The following is a 23,138-nucleotide window of genomic DNA, read 5'->3' as shown; positions in this document are numbered from 1 at the left end:
CGCAGCGCCGATAAACTTCTGACGCACCCTTCGGTCACAAGATTGAGATCGGTCAATCCAGACGCCGCAAACAGGCGCATGCTGTGACGCTGGCAGTGCGATATCGATAACGGACGGTGATACTCCCGATGGACTTCAAAGACTATTACAAGATTCTCGGCGTCGAGCCGACTGCCGACGACAAAACGATCAAGGCCGCCTATCGCAAGCTGGCGCGCAAATATCACCCGGACGTGAGCAAGGAAAAGGACGCCGAAGCCAAGTTCAAGGACGCGTCCGAAGCCTATGAAGCGCTGAAAAGCGCCGACAAACGCGCCGAATACGACGATCTGCGCAAATACGGCCAGCATGGCCAGCCGTTCCAGGGCCCGCCAGGTTGGCAGAGCCGTGGTGGCTATGGCGGCGGTGGCCAGGACACCGGCGACTTCTCGGACTTCTTCAGCTCGATCTTCGGTTCGCGCGGCAATGGTTTTGGTGGTGCCCAGGGCCGCAGTGCCGGGCGTCGAGGGCAAGATGTGGAAATGGAACTGCCGGTCTTCCTCGAAGAGACCCTGTCCAACGAGTCCAAGCAGGTCAACTTCCAGGTGCCGCAATACAACGCGGCCGGCCAGCACGTCAGCAACACCACCAAGAGCCTGAACGTGAAGATCCCGGCCGGTGTGGCCGACGGCGAGCGCATCCGCCTCAAGGGCCAGGGCGCGCCGGGGATTGGCGGTGGTGCCAATGGTGATCTGTACTTGATCATCAAGTTCGCGCCACACCCTAAATTCGATGTGGAAGGTGAGAACCTGATCATCACCCTGCCACTGGCCCCGTGGGAGCTGGCGCTGGGCACGGAAGTGGCGGTGCCGACCCTCACCGGCAAAATCAACCTCAAGGTGCCGGCCGGCAGCCAGAACGGCCAGCGCATGCGCGCCAAGGGCCATGGCTTGTTGAACAAGGCCGGGCAGCGCGGTTATCTGTTTGTGCAACTCAAGGCGGTGATGCCGAAAAACACCGACGACGAGGTCAAGGCGTTGTGGCAGGAACTGGCACAAAAAGCCGCCTTCGATCCAAGAGAATCATGGAGTAGCTAACGATGAGCAGTCCCCGTTTGGTTCAAGTGAACATGGCAGAATTCTGTGAGGCCACCGACCTGTCGGTGGCCTACGTGATCGAAATCGTCGAGCACGGCATCGTTGAACCGGTGGGGACCAGTCCCGAGTCCTGGCGCTTCACCGATTACGAACTGGCCTTGGCCAAGCGCGCCTCGGCGCTGCAAAAGGACCTGGAGCTGGAATGGGAAGGCGTCGCCCTGGCGCTCGACCTGCTGGAGGAAGTCCAGCAACTGCGAGCCGAGAACCAGATGCTCAAGCAACGGCTGGGGCGGTTGGTACAAACGCCCTGAATCCATCAGGTGATGCTGCAGCGCGCCTTGCACGGCACCCAGTCGCGCAGGGTCAGCGAGCGAACCAGCTGCCCCTCGTCCACGGCCAGTTGCAGTTGCACATTTTCAGCCTGGGTTGCGTATGCCTCATCACTGAGGGCGCCCGCATCGTGTTCCTCGGATAACGCATTCAAGCGCACGTCATGGGGCTCCCTCAGGACGCTGAACTCATCGTCATAATGGTTGCGAATAAAGGCCTGCCAGAATTCGCGGCCTAACAGCGACTGTACGAGCTTCTTGGAGTTGTCCAGTTTTTCGATTGTGATGGCGGCATTATTCAGGATATCCGGCGCTACCTGTCCCGTTGCGAGGTAGCGGGCATCGTTGGGCTGACCGGGCAGGCCGAGGCGGCGGGCCAGGCCCATGCGATAGGCCAGGCGAATTTCAATATCTTCCAGTTTTTCCAGGGCGGCGACTTTTTGTTCAGGGGTCATGGTCGACGTGCGAATCATGCCTTCTCGAACCCGAATGTCTGCGCTGGCTAATTTTTCCACCTCGTCCAGGCGAAAAAGACCTTTGGCCAACGTGTAGAGTGCCGGTCCCGCCTCGCCATCGGCGGCATAGCGCGTGGCTTGCCACGTCAGCACCTTGGTCTCCATGTCACTGAACACCAGGGCCGACCGATCGCCGCAGCGCGGGTCACCCGCCAGGTTGAACAGCTCTTCACGCAAGCCATCGTCCCGGGCCGCATAGAGCAATTGCCACAGGCGCGATTGCAGGTCGGTATAGCGGCTGCGGTACTCCGCCGATTCTTTGAGGTTGTCGAGGATGTCGAGGAAGATCTGCGAACCGGGTTTCTCGGCAATCGACTCCCACAGGCTGCGTCGTACGTCGATTTCCTCGGGTGACAGACCATCCATCCAATGCTGGTATGCCGGCTCCGGTGTGTCGTCCGCGATCTGTTCTTGAGGCGCGTGAACCTCGACTGTAGCGGGCTGTGGCGCCCGATAACGCATCGCGCCGGGCTGCCGGCCCGCTGCTGCCTCGCGGTGGAGCAAGGTTGCATTGCTCCAATACTCGACCAACTGCCTGCGGGCTTCGGTGCTCAGCGGGTTGCCGTCGATAAAGGTGACGTTGTTGACGTAGATGAATGCCTCGGCCTCCTCGGGCAGCGGGTTGACCAGGGACTCGGGCAACTGCGTGATGCGGTTCTGCGCCAGGTTAACGATGTCCAACGCCTGATGTGGCCCCAAGCCCTGCGGCCACTCGGTGATCCCGGTGTTTTTCAAATTCACCCTACGCAGGTTCGGCAGGGTTGCGAAGTTGGGGGTACGCGCCAGGGCGTTGCGGCTCAGATTGATGATCTTGAGTGAAGTGAGCCCCTCCAGCAGATCCACGTCGGCCTCGCTCAGGGAAAGTTGGTTGCTCCTGAGGTCCAGGCGGGTAAGCCGAGTCATCCGGGCAACGCTGGGCGGGATTGAACGCAACTCTCCGTACGACAGGTCGAGCCAACGGGTGTGACTGAAGTGGCCGAGAAACTCATCCAGGCCGTATACGGATTGCATGTCCTGAAGCTTGATTGACCCAACGTGGCTGAAATCTGCTTCCAGCGCAGGCAAGTCGCCGACTCTCAAGCCGAGTGCTTCAAGGGTGTAGCCGGCGGGAGAACCATCTTGGGCCAGCACTTTGGGAGTCATGCGCCGCCAGCACGCCTTGAGGTCTCGAGCGAATTGCTGGCGATGGTTTGCATCCCCTGCACGCAGGTTTTCGCTGTCGGCAGCCACCAGGAACCGTTGTGTGGCCCAGGCGTTCAGTTGGGTGCTCAAGGTTTGCCACTCGCCTTCCAGGCGCGTCAGTTCGGCCGGCGCCCCGTCGCCTGCGTGCAATACGAATTGCTCGTTTTCCTCCTCGCTGTAGCCGGGAAACAGGTCCCTTATCCGCCGCATTTCGTCGGTGTGGCTCAAGGGTACTTCGAAGGCGCCAGGCTGGCCGCCGTTGCGCCAGCCCGGGCGAGTTTGTGCCAGGCGAGCGATGTACGCCCGCATCTGCTGATTGGCTTGCGGGGTGAATGGGTTGTCACGCAGGCGGGTCATGCGGTTGAGACGGATGCTGGCTTCCACGTTTTCGGGGGCTGGGTTGAGCAGGCTGTCGGGCACCGCGCTCAGGTGATTGCCGGACAGGTCGACTTCTCTCAGCTCCGGCAGTTCCAGCAGGCCTGTGGGCCACTGATTGATCCGGGTGTCACGCAGCTCCAGCTTGCGCAGTCGTAGCAGCGGGCTGAAATCCGGCAGGGTGCCCAAGGGGTTATCGTTCAGGCACAGTTCTTCCAGGCGGCTCAGGCCGGCCAGTTGGCCGGCGCTGATTTCGCTCAGGCGGATGGCATTTTTCGACAGGTCCAGGTGCGTCAGCGCCTTTATGGCCGTGATTGCTTCGGGCAGTTCGGTCAGCGTATGGCGTCCGATACCGCCGACTTGTTTGAGGGTCAAACGTTTCAGATTGGGGAAGTTGCCAAGGAACTGCCCGGGGCCGTCGCTGAAGCTCACGTAGTCGAGAACCAACTCCTCGACATGGGCAAAATCGGCGTTGAGTTTGGGCAGGTTCACCTGGGCGCTGATTTCCAGTCGGCGCCCGGTGTAGGCCCCGGCACGGTCCACGGTCTGTCGGCGCCAGCAGTCTCTCAACGCATCGGCCACTGACTGCTCCCGGCGTCCCGGGTTTACCTCAAATGGACGCCGGCTCGTATCTTCTCGGGCACTGCGTTTCACCCAGTCCTTGAGTGCGCGTTTGAGGGCGGCGTATTGGTCTTCCCGGCGCGTCAACTCAGTGCGCGCATCGCTCCCGAGGGTCTCGATGAAGGCTGTGGCCTGCTCGTCGCTGAACCCCGGATACAGCTTGCGCACCCGCGTATGGGTGCTGCGCAATTGAGTGAGTTTGTGCAGCGGGGAGCCGCCCCGCAGGCGCAGGTCTCCTGCCAAGGGTTTGCGCAGCATCGGGTATTCCAGCAGTACCGAGCGCAGCTCGTCCCGGGCCAATGGCGTTTGTCGCACCCGCTGCTTCAGGGTGCCGGCGTCCCGTGCGGCTTCGCCTAGTGCTCGACGCTGGCCCTGTTCAAGGCGTGCCAGAACGGCGCCATACAGGTCGGTGGCGCCGAACGCTCCGTCTTCACCCATCGCCAGCATCAGCGGCGGTGCGTCGGCCTCTGGACCGACGGCGTCGATCAGTGGCCCCTGTTCGCTGCCCAAGCGGATTTCCACCCGCAGGCTCGGGTCCCAACCCGGCAAGCTGGGCAGGGTATGCAGGGCCAAGCGCAGGCTGTCCGGGCTCTGCAGGGTGTCGAGGAACAAGCCTTCATAGGCCCGTGCCATGCGCACTTGCTGCTGGCTTTCGCGCGCCAGGGCGGTGAGCCTTGGTGACAACTGCTGATGGCCACTCAGCGTGGTTAAATCCGCGTCCGTGGCGGTTTCCAGCAACTGCCTGGCAACCTCCGCCGGCAGGCCGGAAAACCTGTCCATGAGCTGCTGTACCGGGGGCGAGCGGGTCAGGTTATGGGCGCGATAATCCGCGTCGAACAGCGAGGTCCGACTGTCCCGGGCGGCCTGGGCAACTTCCCGGCGCCACAGCATCGTCTGTTCGTCCAGCACCCGGGGAGTCGGGTCGAGGACCGCCGGATAGGTCAAGCCTCGGTGCGCCACCACGCGCTCGGTGATCGCCGGGTCGGCCAGCGCATAATCCAGCGGGTCGTCACTGCCCATCTTCTCGATAAAGGTCTCGATCCGCTGATGGATGCCAAAGCGCGCCAGGCTGTCACTCAACAGGGCGGGCGGCGGTTGCAGGTCCACATGCAGTTGGCGCAGTTGATCGGCGCGAGTGCCACTGGCCATGCGTGCCTGTTCCAGTTGTGCGTCGCTCAAGCCCCGTGTGCGATAACCCAGGCGGCGCATCAGCGCCGGGCCGTCCCAGGTCAGCGGTTCTTCGCCTTCATGCAGCCAGGCACCTGCGCCGTTATGCGCCACCTGCGGGGCATAAGCGTCGGAGCGTGTGGGGTGTTGTATGCGATAGGTGTCGCCGTCGGGCTCGGGTTTGACGGCATACAGGTGATCGTCGAGGGGCAGCAGCGGCTGCTGGTCGTGGCTGTGCAAGCCCAGGTCATCAAACGTGGCGTCCTTGGGCAATACGACGGGGCTGCGATAAGGCGTAAGGTCCGGCTTCCACAGCCGTAGCTCGCCACCTGGCAAACGCACCGGCTTGAGCCCTTGTACCAACGCGGGTGTAGGCGGTGCCGCGAGTTTTTGCAGGCCTTTCCCCGCGCCGGCCAGCAGCGCCATGGCGGCCAGGTTTTGCGCGACGTCGAACCAGTGAGCCTTGGCCGTGTCCCGGTCGCCTTCGCCCCAGTCGATCACACCTTCGAAGGTTTCGTAGAGCAATTGGCCCGCCATGGCGGCCAGCATGATTTCGCCGAGCACCGGGACGAACGCCAGTCCCAGGCCGAGCACGGTAGCGCCGGCCTCCAGCCAACGGGCGATTTTTTGCCCGCGCACCCGGGCGTCGACATCGGCGGTGGGCACTGCCTGGTCGCGCGCATCGCCGAGGGCCTTGTCGCGGCCATGCTCAAACAGGTTGGCCCACAGGTCGACGTTGTCAGCCCACAGGCCCTGTCTTGAGACCACCATCAGGTACAGGTCGGGAGCGCCCGTCTTCACCACCCTGCAGCCGGCTTTCGGGGGCGGAAGCGACTGGGGCATGACCGTCGTAGTCAATACCGGGAAGGCCAGTTGCAGCATTGTCTGGGTCACCGGCGAACGCGCTACTGCGTCGACGGCGGCGGTGGAGTCCGCAGCGGGTTCGGTAAACCGGTTGAAGAACGCCGGCTTGTCATGCTCATTGAGAAACTGGCTGAAAAAATGCTGGTAGCTCGTGGGCGTCGGGCGGTTGTTATTGCCGGATTCGCTTGGCGCTTTATCGCGCGCCACCCACTGGCGGTTCAGTTCGGTTTTCAGCGCATCAAGGCTGTTGTAGCGCTTGAGCGGGTGCTCCGGATCGTGGGGCAGGTAGACGATGAAGTCGGTGGCATAGCGATATTTTTCCACCGGTGTAAACACCACGCTCCCCATGAGCGCGCGGTCCATCACGCTCAGGCAACTGAACCACACCGGCTTGCCGCCCAGCGTCGGGTTGCGTTCGCCGTCGACCACCTTGAGCACCATGGTGAAGTCATCCGGGAGAATGTCCTGCTTGAGCAGCGCCAGGTACGCCGCAGCCCTGAGGGCATCCTTCTGGCTGGTGATCACGGCGTCGCGCAACCGGGTGGCGGCCGTCTCGTCGGTGGGCAGTAATGTTTCCTTGAGGTGCGCCTGGTAGCGGGCACCCACGTCCAGCGTACGGCACAGCCTGATAAAGGCGGGTACGGTCAGCGCCGGGCTGATCCTGGGAGAGGCGCCTTCCCGGTCCGGGTATTGGGTGAACCCGGAGGCAGGATCGAATGCGCCGTCTTCACCTTCACTGGCTTCAAAGTTATGCAGGGCAGCCTGCACCAGCGACACCTCCAGTACTTTGTATTCGCCGGCCTTGATCCCCAGGGTGCCGAGCCTCAGCGGCTCATACAAACGAAGAGAGGTGCCTTCGACATCCACGGTGAGGTTGAATTGTTCTTTCAGCGCGCCGTTGAGCAGGCCTATGGCGAAGGGCTTGAGTGCCTGGACGTTGGCCAGGTGTTTATCCACCGCGTGTTGGGATTTGAAACTGGTTTCATTGAACGCCTTCAAGGTTCTTCGCTGCAGCGGCGACAAGCTGTCCATCCACTGCGCCTGTTCGAGCCTGGCCTGTTTCAACGCTTCTATGCGGTGGGCCGGCGCCTGTACCAGCCAGTCCGGAATGGCCTGGCGAATGAACGCACTGTTGTCGTCGGAAGATGAGAGGGGAGTAACGGAGGGGGCATCCTGCATGGGGGCATTCCTTTGGGTAAGCAAAGGAAAAAGGCTACTGAAAACCGCTGTGGATTAATAAGTCGAAAAGCCGCTGGATAGCACGCAATAGTTAACGCATCGGCCCCGGATTACCTATGGATCGACGACTTAATTACCCCATGGAAATCCCCCCGTGTGCATCAAGCCTGCCAGCGCTTTTTGAGTGTTCGTCCATGGGGGGCAATCCGTTCAAATAGCTACCGCCGAGTGCCGGGGGCGACTGATTAAGGTCATTGCCTTAATTTCCCTATCGGTACTCGTTTATGCCAGCACCTCAAGCCTCCACCTCGCTCCTGCCGGGCGGCGAAGGGCGTCACTATGCACAGATCAAAGCCGCCATCCCCGAAAGCCTGGTCAGCGCATCTCCTGCCCTGCGTGCAGCCATCACGCAGGCCAAGCCAGAGATCCCCGCCTGGTATGCGGCCACCACCCCGGCACAGAAGGCTGCGCTGCAAAACCTGTTGGAGGCGAGCATCAAGTCTCACACTGCACTGGAGCAAGCGACCGGCAAGGTGCAAGAGGTCAACGCCTTCGCCCGGCCATTGCTTGAAGCCGCGTTGAAGGCCGCCGGGTTTGAGCTGGACGTCAACCAGGTGCATCTGCGCCTCTATGTACCGGTCGAAGGACTAGCGACAGGCTACCGGACCAAGACTTTGTCCCTGTTGCAAGCGGCCTTGAACAATTTTGAAGCGCGCGAGACCCGCGCCGGGTTCTTCGACAGTGCTTCAGGCTTTATCACCGCTCCCGGCGCCGATGGCCGTTTCGAGCGCCATACCACGACCCTGACGATCGAGACCTTCGCCCGGTTATGCCGCGACCTGGACCTGGGCAGGCTGTACCAGGAACACCTCACCACCTACCTGCTGCCCGTGCAAACCGTGTCCAGGAACCTGCTGCGTGAACGCTTTATCACCCGGCAAAAGGACGCCTTCAGAGCCGCCGCCTACGTGGCGTTGCTCAAAGGTGATATTCGCAGCGACGACTACGCGCTACTGCTGCGCATCGCCAATGGCGAGCGACGCATCAAGCACGAAGGCAAGCAGGTCTGGCACCGCTGGCCCAGTATCATGGAACTGCAAATGCACGGCTGCCTCATGATCGACCCGAGCGTGGAGCATGGGTATGGCACCTGGCTTATCGTCTACATCCCCGACCACCCCGAGCACCCCGTCAAGCGCTACGAAACCTTTGCCGACTATGCAGAGGAAACGACCCGTGAGCTGACCGCTTACAGGCCAGAGGACTATTGGGACAGCAGGGGGGTTCAGGTCACGGCCCACCAACAGTTTTTCTCACGGTTCATCGGGAAAAAATACCTGGCTTACTACTACGGGCGGTTCACCGAGAAACGCGTCGATGAACCGCAAGGGCGCGTGGCCCTGGGCCCTGATCCAGCGTGGCGACAGTACTACGCTAGAAAATCCCTTACCGAACTCCAGGCGATCAACGCCGTCATAAAGTCCCCGCGACATATCAGCCGCACGCCGCAGGACCAGCCAAACCTGAACCTCAACGCCCACCCGATCAAGGGGCTGTGGATCGACGTCGACCCTTGGGACGAGCTGTACGCCGACATGCGCAAGCGCGCACTCGACGATGGGTTGAGCATGGCGATACCCACCGCTCACACCGACGCGGCTGGCCACGACCGGCGGATGGCGCATCTGATGAACATCGGCCTGTTCACCTTGAACCTGGTGTCGATGTTCATTCCGCCCTTGGGTGCACTGATGGCGGTGGTCACGGCCGGGCAACTGCTGTACGAAGTGCTGGAGGGCGTGGTTGAACTCGGCCAGGGTGACCGCGAGGCCGGCTGGGCGCATATCGCTGACGTGCTGGAAAATCTCGCGCAACTGGCGGTGGGCGGCGCTGCGTTGCATATCAGCCTGTCGCCGTTTATCGAAGGACTCAAGGCGGTCAGGCTGCCGTCGGGCAAGGCCCGCTTGTGGAAGCCGGACCTTGCGCCCTATGCGCAGGACATCCGACTGCCGGCAGGCTCGGTTCCCGACCAGGCGGGACTACATACCGTCAATGGGCGCCAGGTGGTGTCGGTGGACGGCAATCGCTACGCCGTGACCGCGCAAGACGAACCGGGCGTGTACCGGGTCCAGCACCCCGGCAGGCCCGAGGCGTATGAGCCTCAGATCGTCAACAACGGTTCTGGCGCCTGGACCCATGAGGCCGATGAGCCCCTGACGTGGCAAGGTGCTCCGCTGATGCGGCGACTGAGCCATGTAATGGAAGGCCTGAGCGATACGCAGTTGGAGCAGGTGCGCAAGATCAGTGACACCGATGAAAGCGTGCTGCGCCGGCTGTACGTGGAAAGCGAGCCGACGCCGGCAATCACACTCGACACGGCGGTGCGCATGCGGGCTTACGGGCGCGCCGAAAGCTTGAGTGGGCAGATCCTTGCGGGGTCGATGTCGATGGACCTGGGCAGCTACGCCGCGTCGTTGATGGTGGAAATGACCGGCTGGCCGCCCGGCAGGACCATCGAAGTATTTGACGGCCAGGGCACCAGCAGGACAGCTGCGTTGTATGGCCAACCTCATGCGCCCGGGACGGAACTGATCAGCATCAGCCGCATCGACCTGTTCGGCGGCAAGCTGCCTGCGTTGATCGTCGAGAGTTTGCCCGAGGAGCAGCTTAAAAACCTGCTCGGCCAACACATGCCTTACGGGGCCGCGCTGCGTAGCCAGGCGTTGCAGGAACGGCTGGGAATCTATGCAAAACAGTCCCTGCGGCGGGTGTTCGACAGCCTTTACCTCGGGCGGTCATCGCCTGGCAGCGCCGAACTGCAACTGTTCGCGCGCGACTTCAAAAGCCTGCCCGCGGTCATGGTCGAGGAACTGCTGGAAGGTGCCAGCCCCTCGCAGCGGGCGAGCCTGGTCAACAATCGCAAGATTCCCCTGGAGCTGGCGCAGCAAGCGCGCCAGAAACTTGGGGAATTGCGCCTGGCCCGGGCGTATGAAGGGCTGTACCTGGATGCGTTGGCCAATGCTGACACTGAAGCCCTGGTGCTCAATACCCTTGAGCACCTTCCCGGTTGGCGGGACAGCCTGCGCATTGAAGTGCACGAAGGCTCGGTGAGCGGGCGCCTGCGTGCCAACTATGGCCTGCCTGGGTCCAGCAACCTCAAACTGCTGGTGCGAGTGGGCGATGGTCAGTATCAGGTGTTTGACACCCAGGGCAACGAGTTACATGGGGTCGATAGCTTGTACGATTCCTTGCAGCACGCACTGCCGGAGGCCCATCGCCAGTCCGTGGGGTTGCCAGAGGTCGGGCAGGGGCCGCAACTTGGAAGGTTGATTCAACAGCACGCCCTGTCCCGTGCCGGCCTGCGCAAGGTGCTGGGCATGCAACCGTTGGGCTCACCCTTTTTCATTTCGCCGCAGCGCTCTTCTCGCGGGCGGATCGGTTATGCCTGGAGTGGTCGTGGTGCGGGCTCCTGGGAGCACAACGTTCGCCAGCGTATCAAAGCCCTCTACCCCACTTTTGACGAAGTGCAGATTGCCCAACTGCGTGCACCTTACACGCCGGCCGACGACACCTGGCTCATCTCTCTGGAGCAGGAGTACGAAATGCTCCGTTCCACCTTGGAGACCTGGGAAGCATCACCGATCCAGGGCTTTGGTGAGGCCAATAGCGCTGAATACCGAGAGCAGCGTGCCATCCGTAAAGAACTGCGCAAGGTGTTGATTCGCGCCTGGAGGCGTAACGGTGAGGTTGATGTGGACAGTTCCGGCAATCCCCTGGGCCAGAAGATCGAAGTGAGCGAGATTGACATACAACCTCAGTTGGCGTCGCTTCCGGCGCTGAGCGCCAACTTTGATCATGTCACTTACCTGGAAATATCCAGTGCGGAACTGACCAATGCCGTCGAGCCTTTCCTGGCTCCCTTTCGCAGCTTGCGCACCCTCAACCTGGAAGACAACCAGCTCACCCGCCTGCCCCTGTTGCTTGAGCATCTGCCCAGGCTTGAGACGTTGATACTGGCGGATAACGAGATTGTGCTGGACGTCGCGGCCGTCAACCGATTGAAGAACCTCACCCGGCTCCAGACACTCGAGCTGGAGTCCAACCCGCTGGGCATGGCGCCGGACATCAGCCGGATGCGCCGGCTGTATCACGTTTCATTGGGCGATACCGGGCAACGTGGTTGGCCCATTGGGATCTTCGCCAGGCCCCGGCCTCGCGAGTTCAACCTGGACCTGGAAGGTAATGCGCTCGAGGTGCCGATAGTCGAGCCAGGTTCAGCGCAGGCTGCGATTCTTGCGCGCACCCGTGTTACTCGCTCCTTGCTGACGCCCGAAGGCCTTCGCCAGCTCAAGCAGTACATTGCATCTGTAGGTATGGACCCGGAGCGGCAGTTTCCACCCCGAGGGATGCAGGACAGCATCCAATGGAAGTCCGGCCTCACCGACATGCAGTGGAGGGACTTGCAGCCCCTATGGAATGCCTTGGAAGAGTCCAGGGGCGCCGAACCGTTTTTTAACGAAATCCGCAAGTTGAGCGAGTCTGCCGATGCAATGTCGGAAGACTTCGCGCAAGACCTTACGGCCAAGGTCTGGCGAATGTTGCGCGCCATGTACGACGACACCCGGCTGCGTGAGAAGCTTTTCGACATGGCGAGGGCGCCTACCAGCTGCGTTGATGCGGGTGCCCAATTGTTCAATGCCATGGGGATGGAAGTGATGGTGTATGAGGCTTGGACCAACCCTCACCCCGACGTGGTCGAGCAACTGATGTTGACGGTGGCCAAAGGCAGGACCCGGCTCAACAAGCTGGGAGAAATTGCTCGCGCCCGGGTGGCGGCATTGGGTGAGCAAGGCCGCAAGTTCCCCAATGATCGAGACCGGGGAACCGACTCTGCTGGAAACCCCGAACGGGCTATCGACGAAGTGGGGGTCCATCTGGCGTTTTCCACCGGGTTGGCCCAACGGCTTGAGCTGCCCTGGCAATCAGCGGATGTGATGTACCCGGAACCCGACGTCACCCCGCAGATGCTGGACGATGCTTTTGATCGGGTCATGGCATTGGAGGAGGGCGACCTGCTCAGGGATGCGCTCGTCGAGCTGGACTTCTGGGGTGAGTACCTTGAGCGTTCGACGCCCGCGGCCTTTGTCTGGCTGACGCGCAAAAGGGCGGCGCTGGAAGACTTGACGAGTGCCCTGAATGATCTGGCGGCCAATGGTCGATTGCTTGAGTCGCAGAAGATGGCCCTGCGCAATACCCTGCGCAATTCGGCCCTGATGCTGGACAAGTCGGTTGAGGATTTTCCTCCCGGCACGCCCATGCACCAGGACGTCTATGATGCGCTTGCGGTGAAACTGCACGAGGAGCGCAAGGCGATTCTCCAGAGGCTCACTGACGAGGCTCTGGAAATCGCGCTTCAGAACAGAAAGTAACGCTGCGCCATCGGCAACACATCCGCAGGCTCACACCACAGCAATACTCCATCGGCCTTGACCTGGTAGGTCTGCGGGTCAACCTCGATATCCGGCAGGTAATCGTTGTGGATCAAGTCGGTTTTCTGCACCGCGCGGCAACCCTTGACCACGGCGATCTGCTTCTTCAACCCCAACTGCTCCGGCAGGCCTGCCGCCAACGCCGCCTGGCTGATAAAGGTCAGGCTGGTGGCGTGCAGCGAGCTGCCGAAGCTGGCGAACATCGGGCGGTAGTGCACCGGTTGCGGCGTCGGGATCGAGGCATTGGCGTCGCCCATCAGGCTTGAGGCAATCGCGCCGCCCTTGAGAATCAGGGTTGGCTTGATCCCGAAAAACGCCGGGCGCCACAGCACCAGGTCGGCCCACTTGCCCACTTCAATCGAGCCCACTTCGTGGCTGATGCCGTGGGTAATCGCCGGGTTGATGGTGTACTTGGCGATGTAGCGTTTGGCGCGGAAGTTGTCATTGCCTTCGCCGTCGCCAGGCAACGGGCCGCGCTGTTTTTTCATCTTGTCGGCGGTCTGCCAGGTACGCGTGATCACTTCGCCGACCCGCCCCATGGCCTGGCTGTCGGAGCTGATCATCGAGAAGGCGCCGAGGTCGTGAAGGATGTCTTCGGCGGCAATCGTCTCGCGGCGGATGCGGCTTTCGGCAAAGGCCACGTCTTCGGCAATGCTCGGGTCCAGGTGATGGCACACCATCAACATGTCCAGGTGTTCGTCGATGGTGTTGCGGGTGAACGGCCGGGTTGGGTTGGTGGAGCTGGGCAGCACGTTGGGGAAGCCACAGGCCTTGATGATGTCTGGCGCGTGACCGCCACCGGCACCTTCGGTGTGGTAGGTGTGGATGGTGCGGCCCTTGAAGGCGGCGAGGGTGGTTTCGACAAAGCCGGATTCGTTGAGGGTGTCGCTGTGGATCGCCACCTGCACGTCGTACTCGTCGGCGACGCTCAGGCAGTTGTCGATGCTCGCCGGCGTGGTGCCCCAGTCCTCGTGCAGCTTCAAGCCAATGGCACCGGCCTTCACTTGTTCGATCAACGGCTCCGGCAGGCTGGCGTTGCCCTTGCCGGTGAAGCCGATGTTCATCGGGAACGAGTCGGAGGCCTGGAGCATGCGCGCCAGGTGCCATGGGCCGGAGGTGCAGGTGGTGGCGTTGGTGCCGGTGGCCGGCCCGGTGCCGCCGCCGATCATGGTGGTGACGCCGCTGGTCAGTGCTTCTTCGATTTGCTGCGGGCAAATGAAGTGGATGTGGGTATCGATGCCGCCGGCGGTGAGGATCATGCCCTCACCGGCAATCACTTCGGTGCTGGCGCCGACACAGATGGTCACGCCGGGCTGGATGTCCGGGTTGCCGGCCTTGCCGATGGCGGCGATGCGGCCGTTTTTCAGGCCGACGTCAGCCTTGACGATGCCCCAGTGGTCGATGATCAGCGCGTTGGTGATCAGGGTGTCGACCACCTCATGGGCAAGCAGTTGGCTCTGGCCCTGGCCATCACGGATCACCTTGCCGCCGCCGAACTTCACTTCTTCGCCGTAGACGGTGAAGTCCTGTTCGACTTCGACGAACAGCTCGGTGTCGGCCAGGCGGACCTTGTCACCAACGGTGGGGCCGTACATGTCGGCGTAGGCTTGTCTGGAAATCTTCATGTGTTTAGTTCCTGATCGTTCCCACGCTCTGCGTGGGAATGTCGCCCTGGACGCTCTGCGTCCGCTCTTGAAGGTCGTGACGCGGAGCGTCACAGGATGCATGCCCACGCAGAGCGTGGGAACGATCATTAATCCAGGTCGCCCATGATGCGCCCGGCAAACCCGAACACCCGGCGTTTGCCACTCAGCTCAACCAGTTCCACTTCACGACTCTGCCCCGGCTCAAAGCGCACGGCGGTGCCGGCCGGGATGTTCAGGCGCATGCCACGGCTGGCGGCACGGTCGAACGTCAGTGCGTCGTTGGTTTCGAAAAAGTGATAGTGGGAACCAACCTGGATCGGCCGGTCGCCGCTGTTGGCTACGCTCAGGGTGGCGGTGCGCCGGCCCACGTTGAGTTCGATGTCGCCAGGCTGGATCTGAAATTCGCCAGGAATCATGCAGGTTGCCCCAGGGTCTTGAAGTAGATGGCGGTCGGGGTGTAGCGCCCGTCCGGGCTTTGGCAGTAGTCGGGCAATTCACCGATCTTGGTATAACGCAGCGACTGGTAGAAGGCTTCGGCGCCGGAGCCGGCTTCGGTGTCCAGGTACAGCAGCCCGCGTTTGTACTGGCGGGCGCTCAGTTCCAGGGCGCTCATCAGTTGCTGGCCAAGGCCACGGCGCCGGGCCTCGCTGTGCACCAGCAGCTTCTGCACTTCGGCGCGGTTCAGGCCATTGGCTTTCATGCACAGCGCCAATTGCACGCTGGCGATGACGTGTTCATCACGCACCACCACCCACAGCAGCAGGCTGCCATCGGTGAGGCTGGCCTGCACGCCGTTGAGATAAGCGCTGGCCTGGGTTTCATCGAAGTCGGCCATGAAACCCACCGATGCGCCGTGCTTCACGGCGTCCAGCAACAGCTCAATCAAACCCGGGCGGTAATGGGCAAAACTTTCGGCATTGACTCGACGCAGTTGGGCGTTCATCGGTGTCACTCCTTGGGCGGCACAGCGCCTGGGTTGAGCGTCAGTTGCATGAAGGTCAGGTCCAGCCAGCGTCCGAACTTGGTGCCGACCTGGGGCATCTGCCCGGTGGTGATGAAACCCAGGCGCTCATGCAGGCGGATCGAGGCCTGGTTGCCGCTTTCGATGGCGGCGACCATCACGTGTTTGTCGCAGGTTTTCGCCCGCTCGATCAGCGCCTGCATCAGCTGGGGGCCGAGGCCTTTGCCGCGCTGGTCGTTGCGCACGTACACCGAGTGTTCGACGGTGTGGCGAAAGCCTTCGAAGGGCCGCCAGTCACCGAACGAGGCATAGCCGATGACCTGCTCGTCTTCGACGGCCACCAGGACCGGATAAAACTGTGACTGACGAGCGCTGAACCAGGCCTGGCGGTTGCCCAGGTCTACCGGTTGTTCGTTCCAGATCGCCGTGGTGTTGAGCACCGCGTCGTTGTAGATATCGCGAATCCCTGGCAGATCGGCGTGCACCGCATCACGAATCAAAAAGGACATGGTCGGGCCTCAGGCGATGGGTTGGTGGACGGTGACCAGCTTGGTGCCGTCGGGGAAGGTGGCCTCCACCTGGATGTCCGGGATCATTTCCGGGATGCCTTCCATCACCTGTTCGCGGGTGAGCAGGGTGGTGCCGAAGTGCATCAGCTCGGCCACGGTGCGGCCATCGCGGGCGCCTTCCATCAACGCGGCGGAGATGTAGGCGATGGTTTCCGGGTAGTTGAGCTTCACACCGCGCGCCAACCGCCGCTCGGCCACCAGGCCGGCGGTGAAGATCAGCAGTTTGTCTTTTTCCCGTGGGGTCAGGTCCATCGTTCAAGGTCCTTCAAACAATATTCATAAAAACACTGAAGATCCGATGTGAAAGCTGCTTTATGTGGGAGCTGGCTTGCCTGCGATGCTGACGACTCGGTATGTCTGATGTACCGAGGTGATGCCATCGCGGGCAAGCCCGGCTCCCACAGGGAACAGGGTCGACTTTTGATCTTCATGTGCTCCAGATTCTCGGTGATACCGCTTCTCGGCCCAGCACGGCCGGGCGCAGCAGGCGCCACAGTGCGATCAGCCAGGCTCGCGCCAGCAGCGCTTCACTGGCCAGGCAGCGGGCCACCAGCAGGCCGGGCAATTGGGTCAGGTCGCCGCGTACCGGGTGGGGCAGGGAGCGACATTGTTCGAGCAGTTCAGGGTCGATTTCGCCGGTCACCAGCAAGGTCGCAAACACCGGTTGCCCGTCCAGCCCGATGGGTGAGTCGAGCAAACCGTCGGCGCCCACAATGCGCTGGCGCTCATGCCAAATCAACTGGCCGTCGCGGCGGATATCCAGGTGCGACTGGAAGTGCCCGAGGTCGAAACGCTCGCCGCTGGCGGGGCGCCCGAGGGCGACCACGTCCCAGTAAAACAGCCGGGCATCGCCTTGCAGGTCGATGCGGGTGGTGAGTTCGGCCTGGGCGGCGCTGAACACGATGGTCTCCTGCGGCAGCCATTCCAGCGTCGCGCCCGCCTCTACCGTCAGCTCCAGTTTCTGATACGCCGGCCCGCCGGCTCGGTACCACTTGGCCGCGCCGGGGCTGGTCAGTTGCGCCCACGCACCTTCGGCGACATGGGCGCTGATATCGAGACGATCACCGCCGGCAATCCCGCCCGGCGGGTGCACGATGATGTGCTGGCACACCTCGGGGCCTTCGGCGTACAGATGCTTTTGCACCCGCAGCGGGCCGAGGTGGCGGCGCATCACCGGGCGCGTGGTGTCGCCGAAACGCGCGTAGCCGAGTTCCAGCTCGGCGTGCCAGCTGGGGGTGAACAGCGCGGTGGGGGCAGGTAGGGTCATGGTCAGTGCTTATCGTTAGGACGCTACAGATTAGATCGTAACGAGCCCGCGCACACCCTCGCTTTCCATATTTTCTCCACGCCCCTGCTGGACGATTTCGCCCCGGGACATCACCAGGTACTGGTCGGCCAGTTCCGCGGCAAAATCATAGAACTGCTCCACCAGCAGAATCGCCATGTCGCCGCGTACCGCGAGCTTCTTGATCACCGCGCCGATCTCCTTGATCACCGACGGCTGGATGCCTTCGGTGGGTTCATCGAGGATCAACAGGCGCGGGCGGCTGGCCAGGGCCCGGCCGATAGCCAGCTGCTGTTGCTGGCCGCCGGACAAGTCACCACCCCGGCGTTGCTTCATTTGCAGCAGCACCGGGAACAGCTCGTAGATGAAGGCGGGCACTTCCTTGGCTTCGGAGCCGGGGAAGCGTGACAGGCCCATCAGCAGGTTTTCTTCCACTGTCAGGCGGCCAAAAATCTCCCGGCCCTGGGGCACGTAAGCGATACCAGCGTGCACCCGCTGGTGCGGCTTGAAGCCGGTAATGGCGCGGCCTTCCCAGTTCACCGCACCTTCCTTGGCCGGCAGCAAACCCATCAGGCACTTGAGCAGGGTAGTCTTGCCCACGCCGTTGCGGCCCAGCAGGCAGGTGACTTCGCCGACTTTTACCTCAAAGGAAAGCCCGCGCAGGATGTGGCTACCGCCGTAGTACTGGTGCAGCTTGTCGACTTGCAGCATGTTCAGTTCCCCTTAATGATCGTTCCCACGCTCTGCGTGGGAATGCCGCAATGGACGCTCCGCGTCCGCCGTGTGACGCAGAGCGTCACCGGATGCATTCCCACGCGGAGCGTGGGAACGATCAGGTTCAGCGACCGAGGTAAACCTCGATCACCCGCTCATTTTCCTGCACCTGTTCCAGCGACCCTTCGGCCAGCACGCTGCCCTGGTGCAACACCGTCACGTGGTCGGCAATCGAGCCGACAAAGCCCATGTCGTGTTCCACCACCATCAGCGAATGCTTGCCCGCCAGGCGCTTGAACAGCTCGGCGGTGAACTCGGTTTCGGCATCGGTCATGCCCGCCACCGGTTCATCCAGCAGCAACAGTTGCGGGTCCTGCATCAGCAACATGCCGATTTCCAGGAACTGTTTCTGGCCGTGGGACAGCAAGCCGGCCGGGCGATTGACTGAAGCGGTGAGGCGGATGGTGTCGAGCACTTCGCTGATGCGATCTTTCTGCTCACCACTCAAGCGTGCCCGCAGGCTGGCCCACACCGATTTGTCGGTCTTCTGCGCCAGCTCCAGGTTTTCAAACACGCTGAGGGCTTCGAATACCGTGGGCTTCTGGAACTTGCGACCGATGCCGGCCTGGGCGATCTGCACTTCGCTCATGCTCGTCAGGTCGAGGGTTTCGCCGAACCAGGCCTTGCCGTGGCTGGGCCGGGTCTTGCCGGTGATCACGTCCATCAGCGTGGTCTTGCCCGCGCCGTTGGGGCCGATGATGCAGCGCAATTCGCCGACGCCGATGTACAGGTTCAAGTCGTTCAACGCCTTGAAGCCGTCGAAGCTGACGCTGATGTCTTCCAGGGTCAGGATCGTGCCGTGGCGGGTGTTCAGGCCTTTGCCGGCAGCCTGGCCGAGGCCGATGGCATCGCGGGCGCTGCCCTGGTCTTTGTTCGGTTCAAGAATGGGCTCGAGCATGAATTCCGCCGTCGCTGTAATTCTCATTGGTCGCCCCTTTTCTTCAGCAGGCCAATCACACCCTTGGGCAAGTACAGGGTGACGATGATGAACAGCGCACCGAGGAAGAACAGCCAATACTCTGGAAACGCCACGGTGAACCAGCTCTTCATGCCGTTGACCACACCGGCGCCCAGCAGCGGGCCGATCAAGGTTCCACGCCCGCCGAGGGCCACCCACACAGCGGCCTCGATGGAGTTGGTCGGCGACATTTCGCTGGGGTTGATGATGCCCACTTGCGGCACATACAACGCGCCCGCCAAACCACACAGCACCGCGCTCAACACCCACACGAACAGCTTGAAGCCACGCGGGTCGTAGCCGCAGAACATCAGGCGATTTTCCGCATCCCGCAGCGCTGTCAGTACCCGGCCGAACTTGCTCTGGGCCAGGCGCCAGCCGATGAACAGGCTCGCCACCAACAACACCACGGTGGCCACAAACAGCGCCGCTCGCGTGCCCGGCTCGGTGATGCCAAACCCGAGGATGCTGCGGAAATTGGTAAAGCCGTTATTGCCGCCAAACCCGGTCTCGTTGCGGAAGAACAACAGCATCCCGGCGAAGGTCAGGGCCTGGGTCATGATCGAGAAGTACACGCCCTTGATCCGTGAGCGGAAGGCGAAGAACCCGAACACCAGTGCCAGCAATCCCGGTGCCAACACCACCAGGCACATCGCCCAGAGGAAGTGGCTGGTGCCGGTCCAGTACCACGGCAACTCGGTCCACGACAAAAAGGTCATGAACGCCGGCAGCTCATCGCCGGACGCCTGGCGCATCAGGTACATGCCCATGGCATAACCGCCCAGCGCAAAGAACAGGCCGTGCCCGAGGGACAACATCCCGGCATAACCCCACACCAGGTCCAGCGCCAGGGCGACGATGGCGTAGCACAGAATCTTGCCCACCAACGTCAGGGTATAGGCGGAAACGTGCAGCGGATTTTCCGGTGACAACAGCGAGAACAACGGCAGCGCCAGCAGCAGGATCAGCACCACTGCACCGACCGCGACGGTCACCTTGGGGCCGGCCTTTTGCGCGGCCGTAAGCATCAATGGCTGGTTCATCAGTCGATCACCCGTCCTTTCAGTGCGAAGAGTCCTTGCGGGCGTTTCTGGATGAACAGAATGATCAGCGCGAGGATCAGGATCTTGCCGAGTACGGCACCGATCTGCGGCTCAAGAATCTTGTTGGCTATCCCCAGGCCGAAGGCGGCCATGACGCTACCGGCCAACTGGCCGACACCGCCGAGTACCACCACCAGGAACGAGTCGATGATGTAGCTCTGGCCGAGGTCCGGGCCGACGTTGCCGATCTGGCTCAGGGCCACGCCACCGAGGCCCGCTATGCCGGAGCCGAGGCCAAAGGCGAGCATGTCCACGCGTCCGGTGGGCACGCCGCAGCAGGCGGCCATGTTGCGGTTCTGGGTCACGGCCCGCACGTTGAGGCCCAGGCGCGTCTTGTTCAGCAGCAGCCAGGTCAGCACCACCACGAACAGCGCGAAGGCGATGATCACGATGCGGTTGTACGGCAGCACCAGGTTGGGCAGCACCTGGATTCCCCCGGACAGCCACTCGGGGTTGGCCACTTCAACGTTCTGCGCACCGAACACCAGGCGCACCAGTTGGATCAGCATCAGGCTGATGCCCCAGGTGGCGAGCAGGGTTTCCAGCGGGCGGCCGTAGAGGTGACGAATCACCGTGCGCTCCAGGGCCATGCCGATGGCGGCGGTGACAAAAAACGCCACCGGCAGCGCGATCAGCGGGTAGAACTCGATGGCCTGGGGCACGTAGCGCTGCATCAGCAACTGCACCACATAGGTGGAGTAGGCGCCGAGCATCAGCATCTCGCCGTGGGCCATGTTGATCACCCCGAGCAGGCCGAAGGTGATCGCCAGGCCGAGCGCCGCCAGCAGCAGGATCGAGCCCAGGGACATGCCGCTGAAGGCCTGGCCGAGAATCTCGCCCACCATCAGTTTGCGTTTGACCTGGGCCAGGCTGGTCTCGGCGGCGGTGTGCACCGTGGCGTCGGCTTCGACGCCGGGAGCGAGCAGGGCTTCCAGGCGAGTGCGGGCCAGCGGGTCGCCGGTGCCGCCGAGCAAGCGCACGGCGGCCAGGCGCACGGCCGGGTCGGGGTCTACCAGTTGCAGGTTGGCCAGGGCGAGACTGAGGGCTGTGTGTACGTCATCATTGGTTTCGCCGGCGAGTTGCTGGTCGAGGAATTTCAGCTGCGCAGGTTGTGCACTTTTTTGCAGAGTCTGGGCGGCGGCAAGGCGCACCTTGGGGTCGGCAGCGAGCAATTCCTGGCTGGCTTGCACGTTGTCGATCAGGCCGCGCAGGCGGTTGTTCAGGCGTACGGTCTTGGTTTCGCCGTTGACGCTGATCTGGCCTTGTTGCAGGGCGTCCACCAGCTCGATGCGCGCCGGGTCGGGCTGGGCGGCCCAGTCCTGGAGCAGCTTGGCTTGTTGCATCGGGTTGGCGTTGATGAAGTCTTCGGCGTCGCTGGCGTGTGCGGCGAGGGGCAGCAACAGCAGGGCGGCGAGGATGAAGCGGTATAGGGCAGTGGGCATGGCAGTTTCCTATAGATCGTTCCCACGCTCTGCGTGGGAATGCCGCCTTGGACGCTCTGCGTCCGCTGTGTGACGCAGAGCGTCACGGGATGCATTCCCACGCGGAGCGTGGGAACGATCAGTGCGGCGGTCTTAGTTGCTCTTGACGGCGTAATCCGGCTTCTTGTCATTCCCCGGAATGTACGGGCTCCACGGCTGGGCACGAATCGGCTCCTGGGTCTGCCACACCACCGAGAACTGCCCGTCAGACTGGATCTCGCCGATCATCACCGGCTTGTGCAGGTGGTGGTTGGTCTTGTCCATGGTCAGGGTGAAGCCGGACGGCGCGGCAAAGGTCTGCCCGGCCATGGCTTCACGCACTTTGTCGACGTCGGTGGACTTGGCTTTCTCCACCGCCTGCGCCCACATGTGGATGCCCACGTAGGTGGCTTCCATCGGGTCGTTGGTCACGGCTTTGTCCGCGCCCGGCAGGTTGTGGGCCTTGGCGTAGGCTTTCCAGTCTGCGACGAATTTCTTGTTCACCGGGTTCTCCACCGACTGGAAGTAGTTCCAGGCGGCGAGGTTGCCCACCAGCGGCTTGGTGTCGATGCCGCGCAGCTCTTCTTCACCCACGGAGAAGGCGACGACCGGTACGTCGGTAGCCTTCAGGCCCTGGTTGGCCAGCTCTTTGTAGAACGGCACGTTGGAGTCGCCGTTCACGGTGGAGATCACTGCGGTCTTGCCACCGGCGGAGAATTTTTTGATGTTGGCCACGATGGTCTGGTAATCGCTGTGGCCGAACGGGGTGTAGACCTCTTCGATGTCTTTATCCGCTACGCCTTTGGAGTGCAGGAACGAACGCAGGATCTTGTTGGTGGTGCGCGGGTACACGTAGTCGGTGCCCAGCAGGAAGAAGCGCTTGGCGCCGCCGCCTTCTTCGCTCATCAGGTATTCCACCGCCGGGATCGCCTGCTGGTTCGGCGCCGCACCGGTATAGAACACGTTCGGCGACATCTCTTCGCCTTCGTATTGCACCGGGTAGAACAGTAGGCCGTTGAGTTCTTCGAACACCGGCAATACCGATTTGCGCGACACCGAGGTCCAGCAACCGAACACCACGGCGACCTTGTCCTGGGTCAGCAACTGGCGGCCCTTTTCAGCGAACAGCGGCCAGTTGGAAGCCGGGTCCACCACTACCGGTTCGAGCATCTTGCCGTTCACGCCGCCCTTGGCGTTGATCTCGTCGATGGTCATCAGCGCCATGTCTTTGAGCGAGGTCTCGGAGATCGCCATGGTCCCGGACAGCGAGTGCAGGATGCCGACCTTGATGGTCTCGGCGGCCTGTACCGTCCAGGTCATGCCCATCGCGGCGATGGATGCCGACAGTGTGAAAGCCTTGATCAAGCTGCGACGCTTCATTGTGCAATCTCCATGACTCAATGATGTGATGAGGGAGTGATTGCAAAGGCTGTGCCGGGGCGCGCAATCGTGGTGCGCGCGAGCCGTGACCGGGCTGTGGGGGTGGGCGATGCACCAATGCGGCGCCAATCAGCGCGGGCTGTGCGTGCAGGCGCACCCTGATGGTGCCTGGCGCCCCGAGCCTTAACTATCTAATGCCTGCGTC

15 protein-coding genes are annotated in these 23,138 nt (G+C 62.3%); 3 read left to right on the top strand and 12 right to left on the bottom strand.

The window, feature by feature from the left end; translation table 11 throughout:
* Positions 1–128: 128 nt before the first annotated feature.
* Both HX839_RS02370 and HX839_RS02365 read left to right on the top strand, forming a co-directional pair.
* A complete protein-coding gene (locus HX839_RS02370) occupies positions 129–1,076 on the top strand; it encodes a DnaJ C-terminal domain-containing protein (protein WP_003217399.1) in 948 nt (315 codons plus the stop codon).
* Between the two features lie 2 nt (positions 1,077–1,078).
* Positions 1,079–1,387 carry a chaperone modulator CbpM gene (locus HX839_RS02365; RefSeq protein ID WP_003217397.1) on the top strand — a complete coding sequence of 103 codons (309 nt, stop codon included), beginning with the start codon at positions 1,079–1,081 and terminating at the stop codon, positions 1,385–1,387.
* A gap of 5 nt (positions 1,388–1,392) precedes the next feature.
* On the opposite strand, the gene HX839_RS02360 is transcribed toward HX839_RS02365, so the two are convergent.
* Complete coding sequence (locus HX839_RS02360) at positions 1,393–7,308, bottom strand: NEL-type E3 ubiquitin ligase domain-containing protein (protein WP_177066692.1); 5,916 nt, start codon at positions 7,306–7,308, stop codon at positions 1,393–1,395.
* Positions 7,309–7,592: 284 nt separating this feature from the next.
* Between HX839_RS02360 and HX839_RS02355 the strand changes: the two genes are divergently transcribed.
* Entirely contained in the window at positions 7,593–12,737 is a 5,145-nt protein-coding gene (locus HX839_RS02355) for a dermonecrotic toxin domain-containing protein (protein WP_177066691.1), read from the top strand.
* Here the strand turns inward: HX839_RS02355 and ureC are convergent.
* From ureC to urtA, 11 genes are all read right to left on the bottom strand, one after another.
* On the bottom strand, positions 12,722–14,422 hold the full coding sequence (ureC, locus tag HX839_RS02350; RefSeq protein ID WP_087693127.1) for an urease subunit alpha: 1,701 nt from the start codon (positions 14,420–14,422) through the stop codon (positions 12,722–12,724). The genes HX839_RS02355 and ureC overlap by 16 nt on opposite strands.
* 128 nt (positions 14,423–14,550) lie before the next feature.
* Positions 14,551–14,859 (bottom strand): urease subunit beta, encoded by a 309-nt coding sequence (locus HX839_RS02345; protein WP_003217389.1) that lies wholly within the window; start codon positions 14,857–14,859, stop codon positions 14,551–14,553.
* Positions 14,856–15,386, bottom strand: a complete 531-nt coding sequence (locus HX839_RS02340; protein ID WP_008439064.1) for an N-acetyltransferase — start codon at positions 15,384–15,386, stop codon at positions 14,856–14,858. The genes HX839_RS02345 and HX839_RS02340 overlap by 4 nt, the downstream gene beginning before the upstream one ends.
* Positions 15,387–15,391: 5 nt before the next feature.
* Entirely contained in the window at positions 15,392–15,913 is a 522-nt protein-coding gene (locus HX839_RS02335; protein WP_102605723.1) for a GNAT family N-acetyltransferase, read from the bottom strand.
* A 9-nt stretch (positions 15,914–15,922) separates the two neighbouring features.
* On the bottom strand, positions 15,923–16,225 hold the full coding sequence (gene ureA / locus HX839_RS02330; RefSeq protein WP_003217383.1) for an urease subunit gamma: 303 nt from the start codon (positions 16,223–16,225) through the stop codon (positions 15,923–15,925).
* Positions 16,226–16,400: 175 nt separating this feature from the next.
* Complete coding sequence (locus HX839_RS02325; protein WP_003217381.1) at positions 16,401–17,240, bottom strand: urease accessory protein UreD; 840 nt, start codon at positions 17,238–17,240, stop codon at positions 16,401–16,403.
* Between the two features lie 30 nt (positions 17,241–17,270).
* Positions 17,271–17,969, bottom strand: a complete 699-nt coding sequence (gene urtE / locus HX839_RS02320; RefSeq protein ID WP_177066690.1) for an urea ABC transporter ATP-binding subunit UrtE — start codon at positions 17,967–17,969, stop codon at positions 17,271–17,273.
* 127 nt (positions 17,970–18,096) lie between these two features.
* Positions 18,097–18,957, bottom strand: coding sequence for an urea ABC transporter ATP-binding protein UrtD (gene urtD, locus HX839_RS02315; protein WP_003217378.1), 861 nt, complete (start codon positions 18,955–18,957; stop codon positions 18,097–18,099).
* Complete coding sequence (gene urtC / locus HX839_RS02310) at positions 18,954–20,033, bottom strand: urea ABC transporter permease subunit UrtC (RefSeq protein WP_008439056.1); 1,080 nt, start codon at positions 20,031–20,033, stop codon at positions 18,954–18,956. The genes urtD and urtC overlap by 4 nt, the downstream gene beginning before the upstream one ends.
* Positions 20,033–21,535, bottom strand: coding sequence for an urea ABC transporter permease subunit UrtB (gene urtB, locus HX839_RS02305; RefSeq protein WP_003217374.1), 1,503 nt, complete (start codon positions 21,533–21,535; stop codon positions 20,033–20,035). The genes urtC and urtB overlap by 1 nt, the downstream gene beginning before the upstream one ends.
* A 132-nt stretch (positions 21,536–21,667) precedes the next feature.
* The gene (gene urtA / locus HX839_RS02300; protein WP_003217372.1) at positions 21,668–22,933 is read right to left on the bottom strand and encodes an urea ABC transporter substrate-binding protein; all 1,266 of its coding nucleotides are present in this window, start codon (positions 22,931–22,933) and stop codon (positions 21,668–21,670) included.
* Between the last annotated feature and the right edge of the window lie 205 nt (positions 22,934–23,138).

This window comes from Pseudomonas sp. I8001 (assembly GCF_013385345.1).
Taxonomy (GTDB): Bacteria; Pseudomonadota; Gammaproteobacteria; order Pseudomonadales; family Pseudomonadaceae; genus Aquipseudomonas.
The sequence above is the reverse complement of the archived record's forward strand: the minus strand, read 5'-3'. Positions and strand labels throughout refer to the sequence as shown.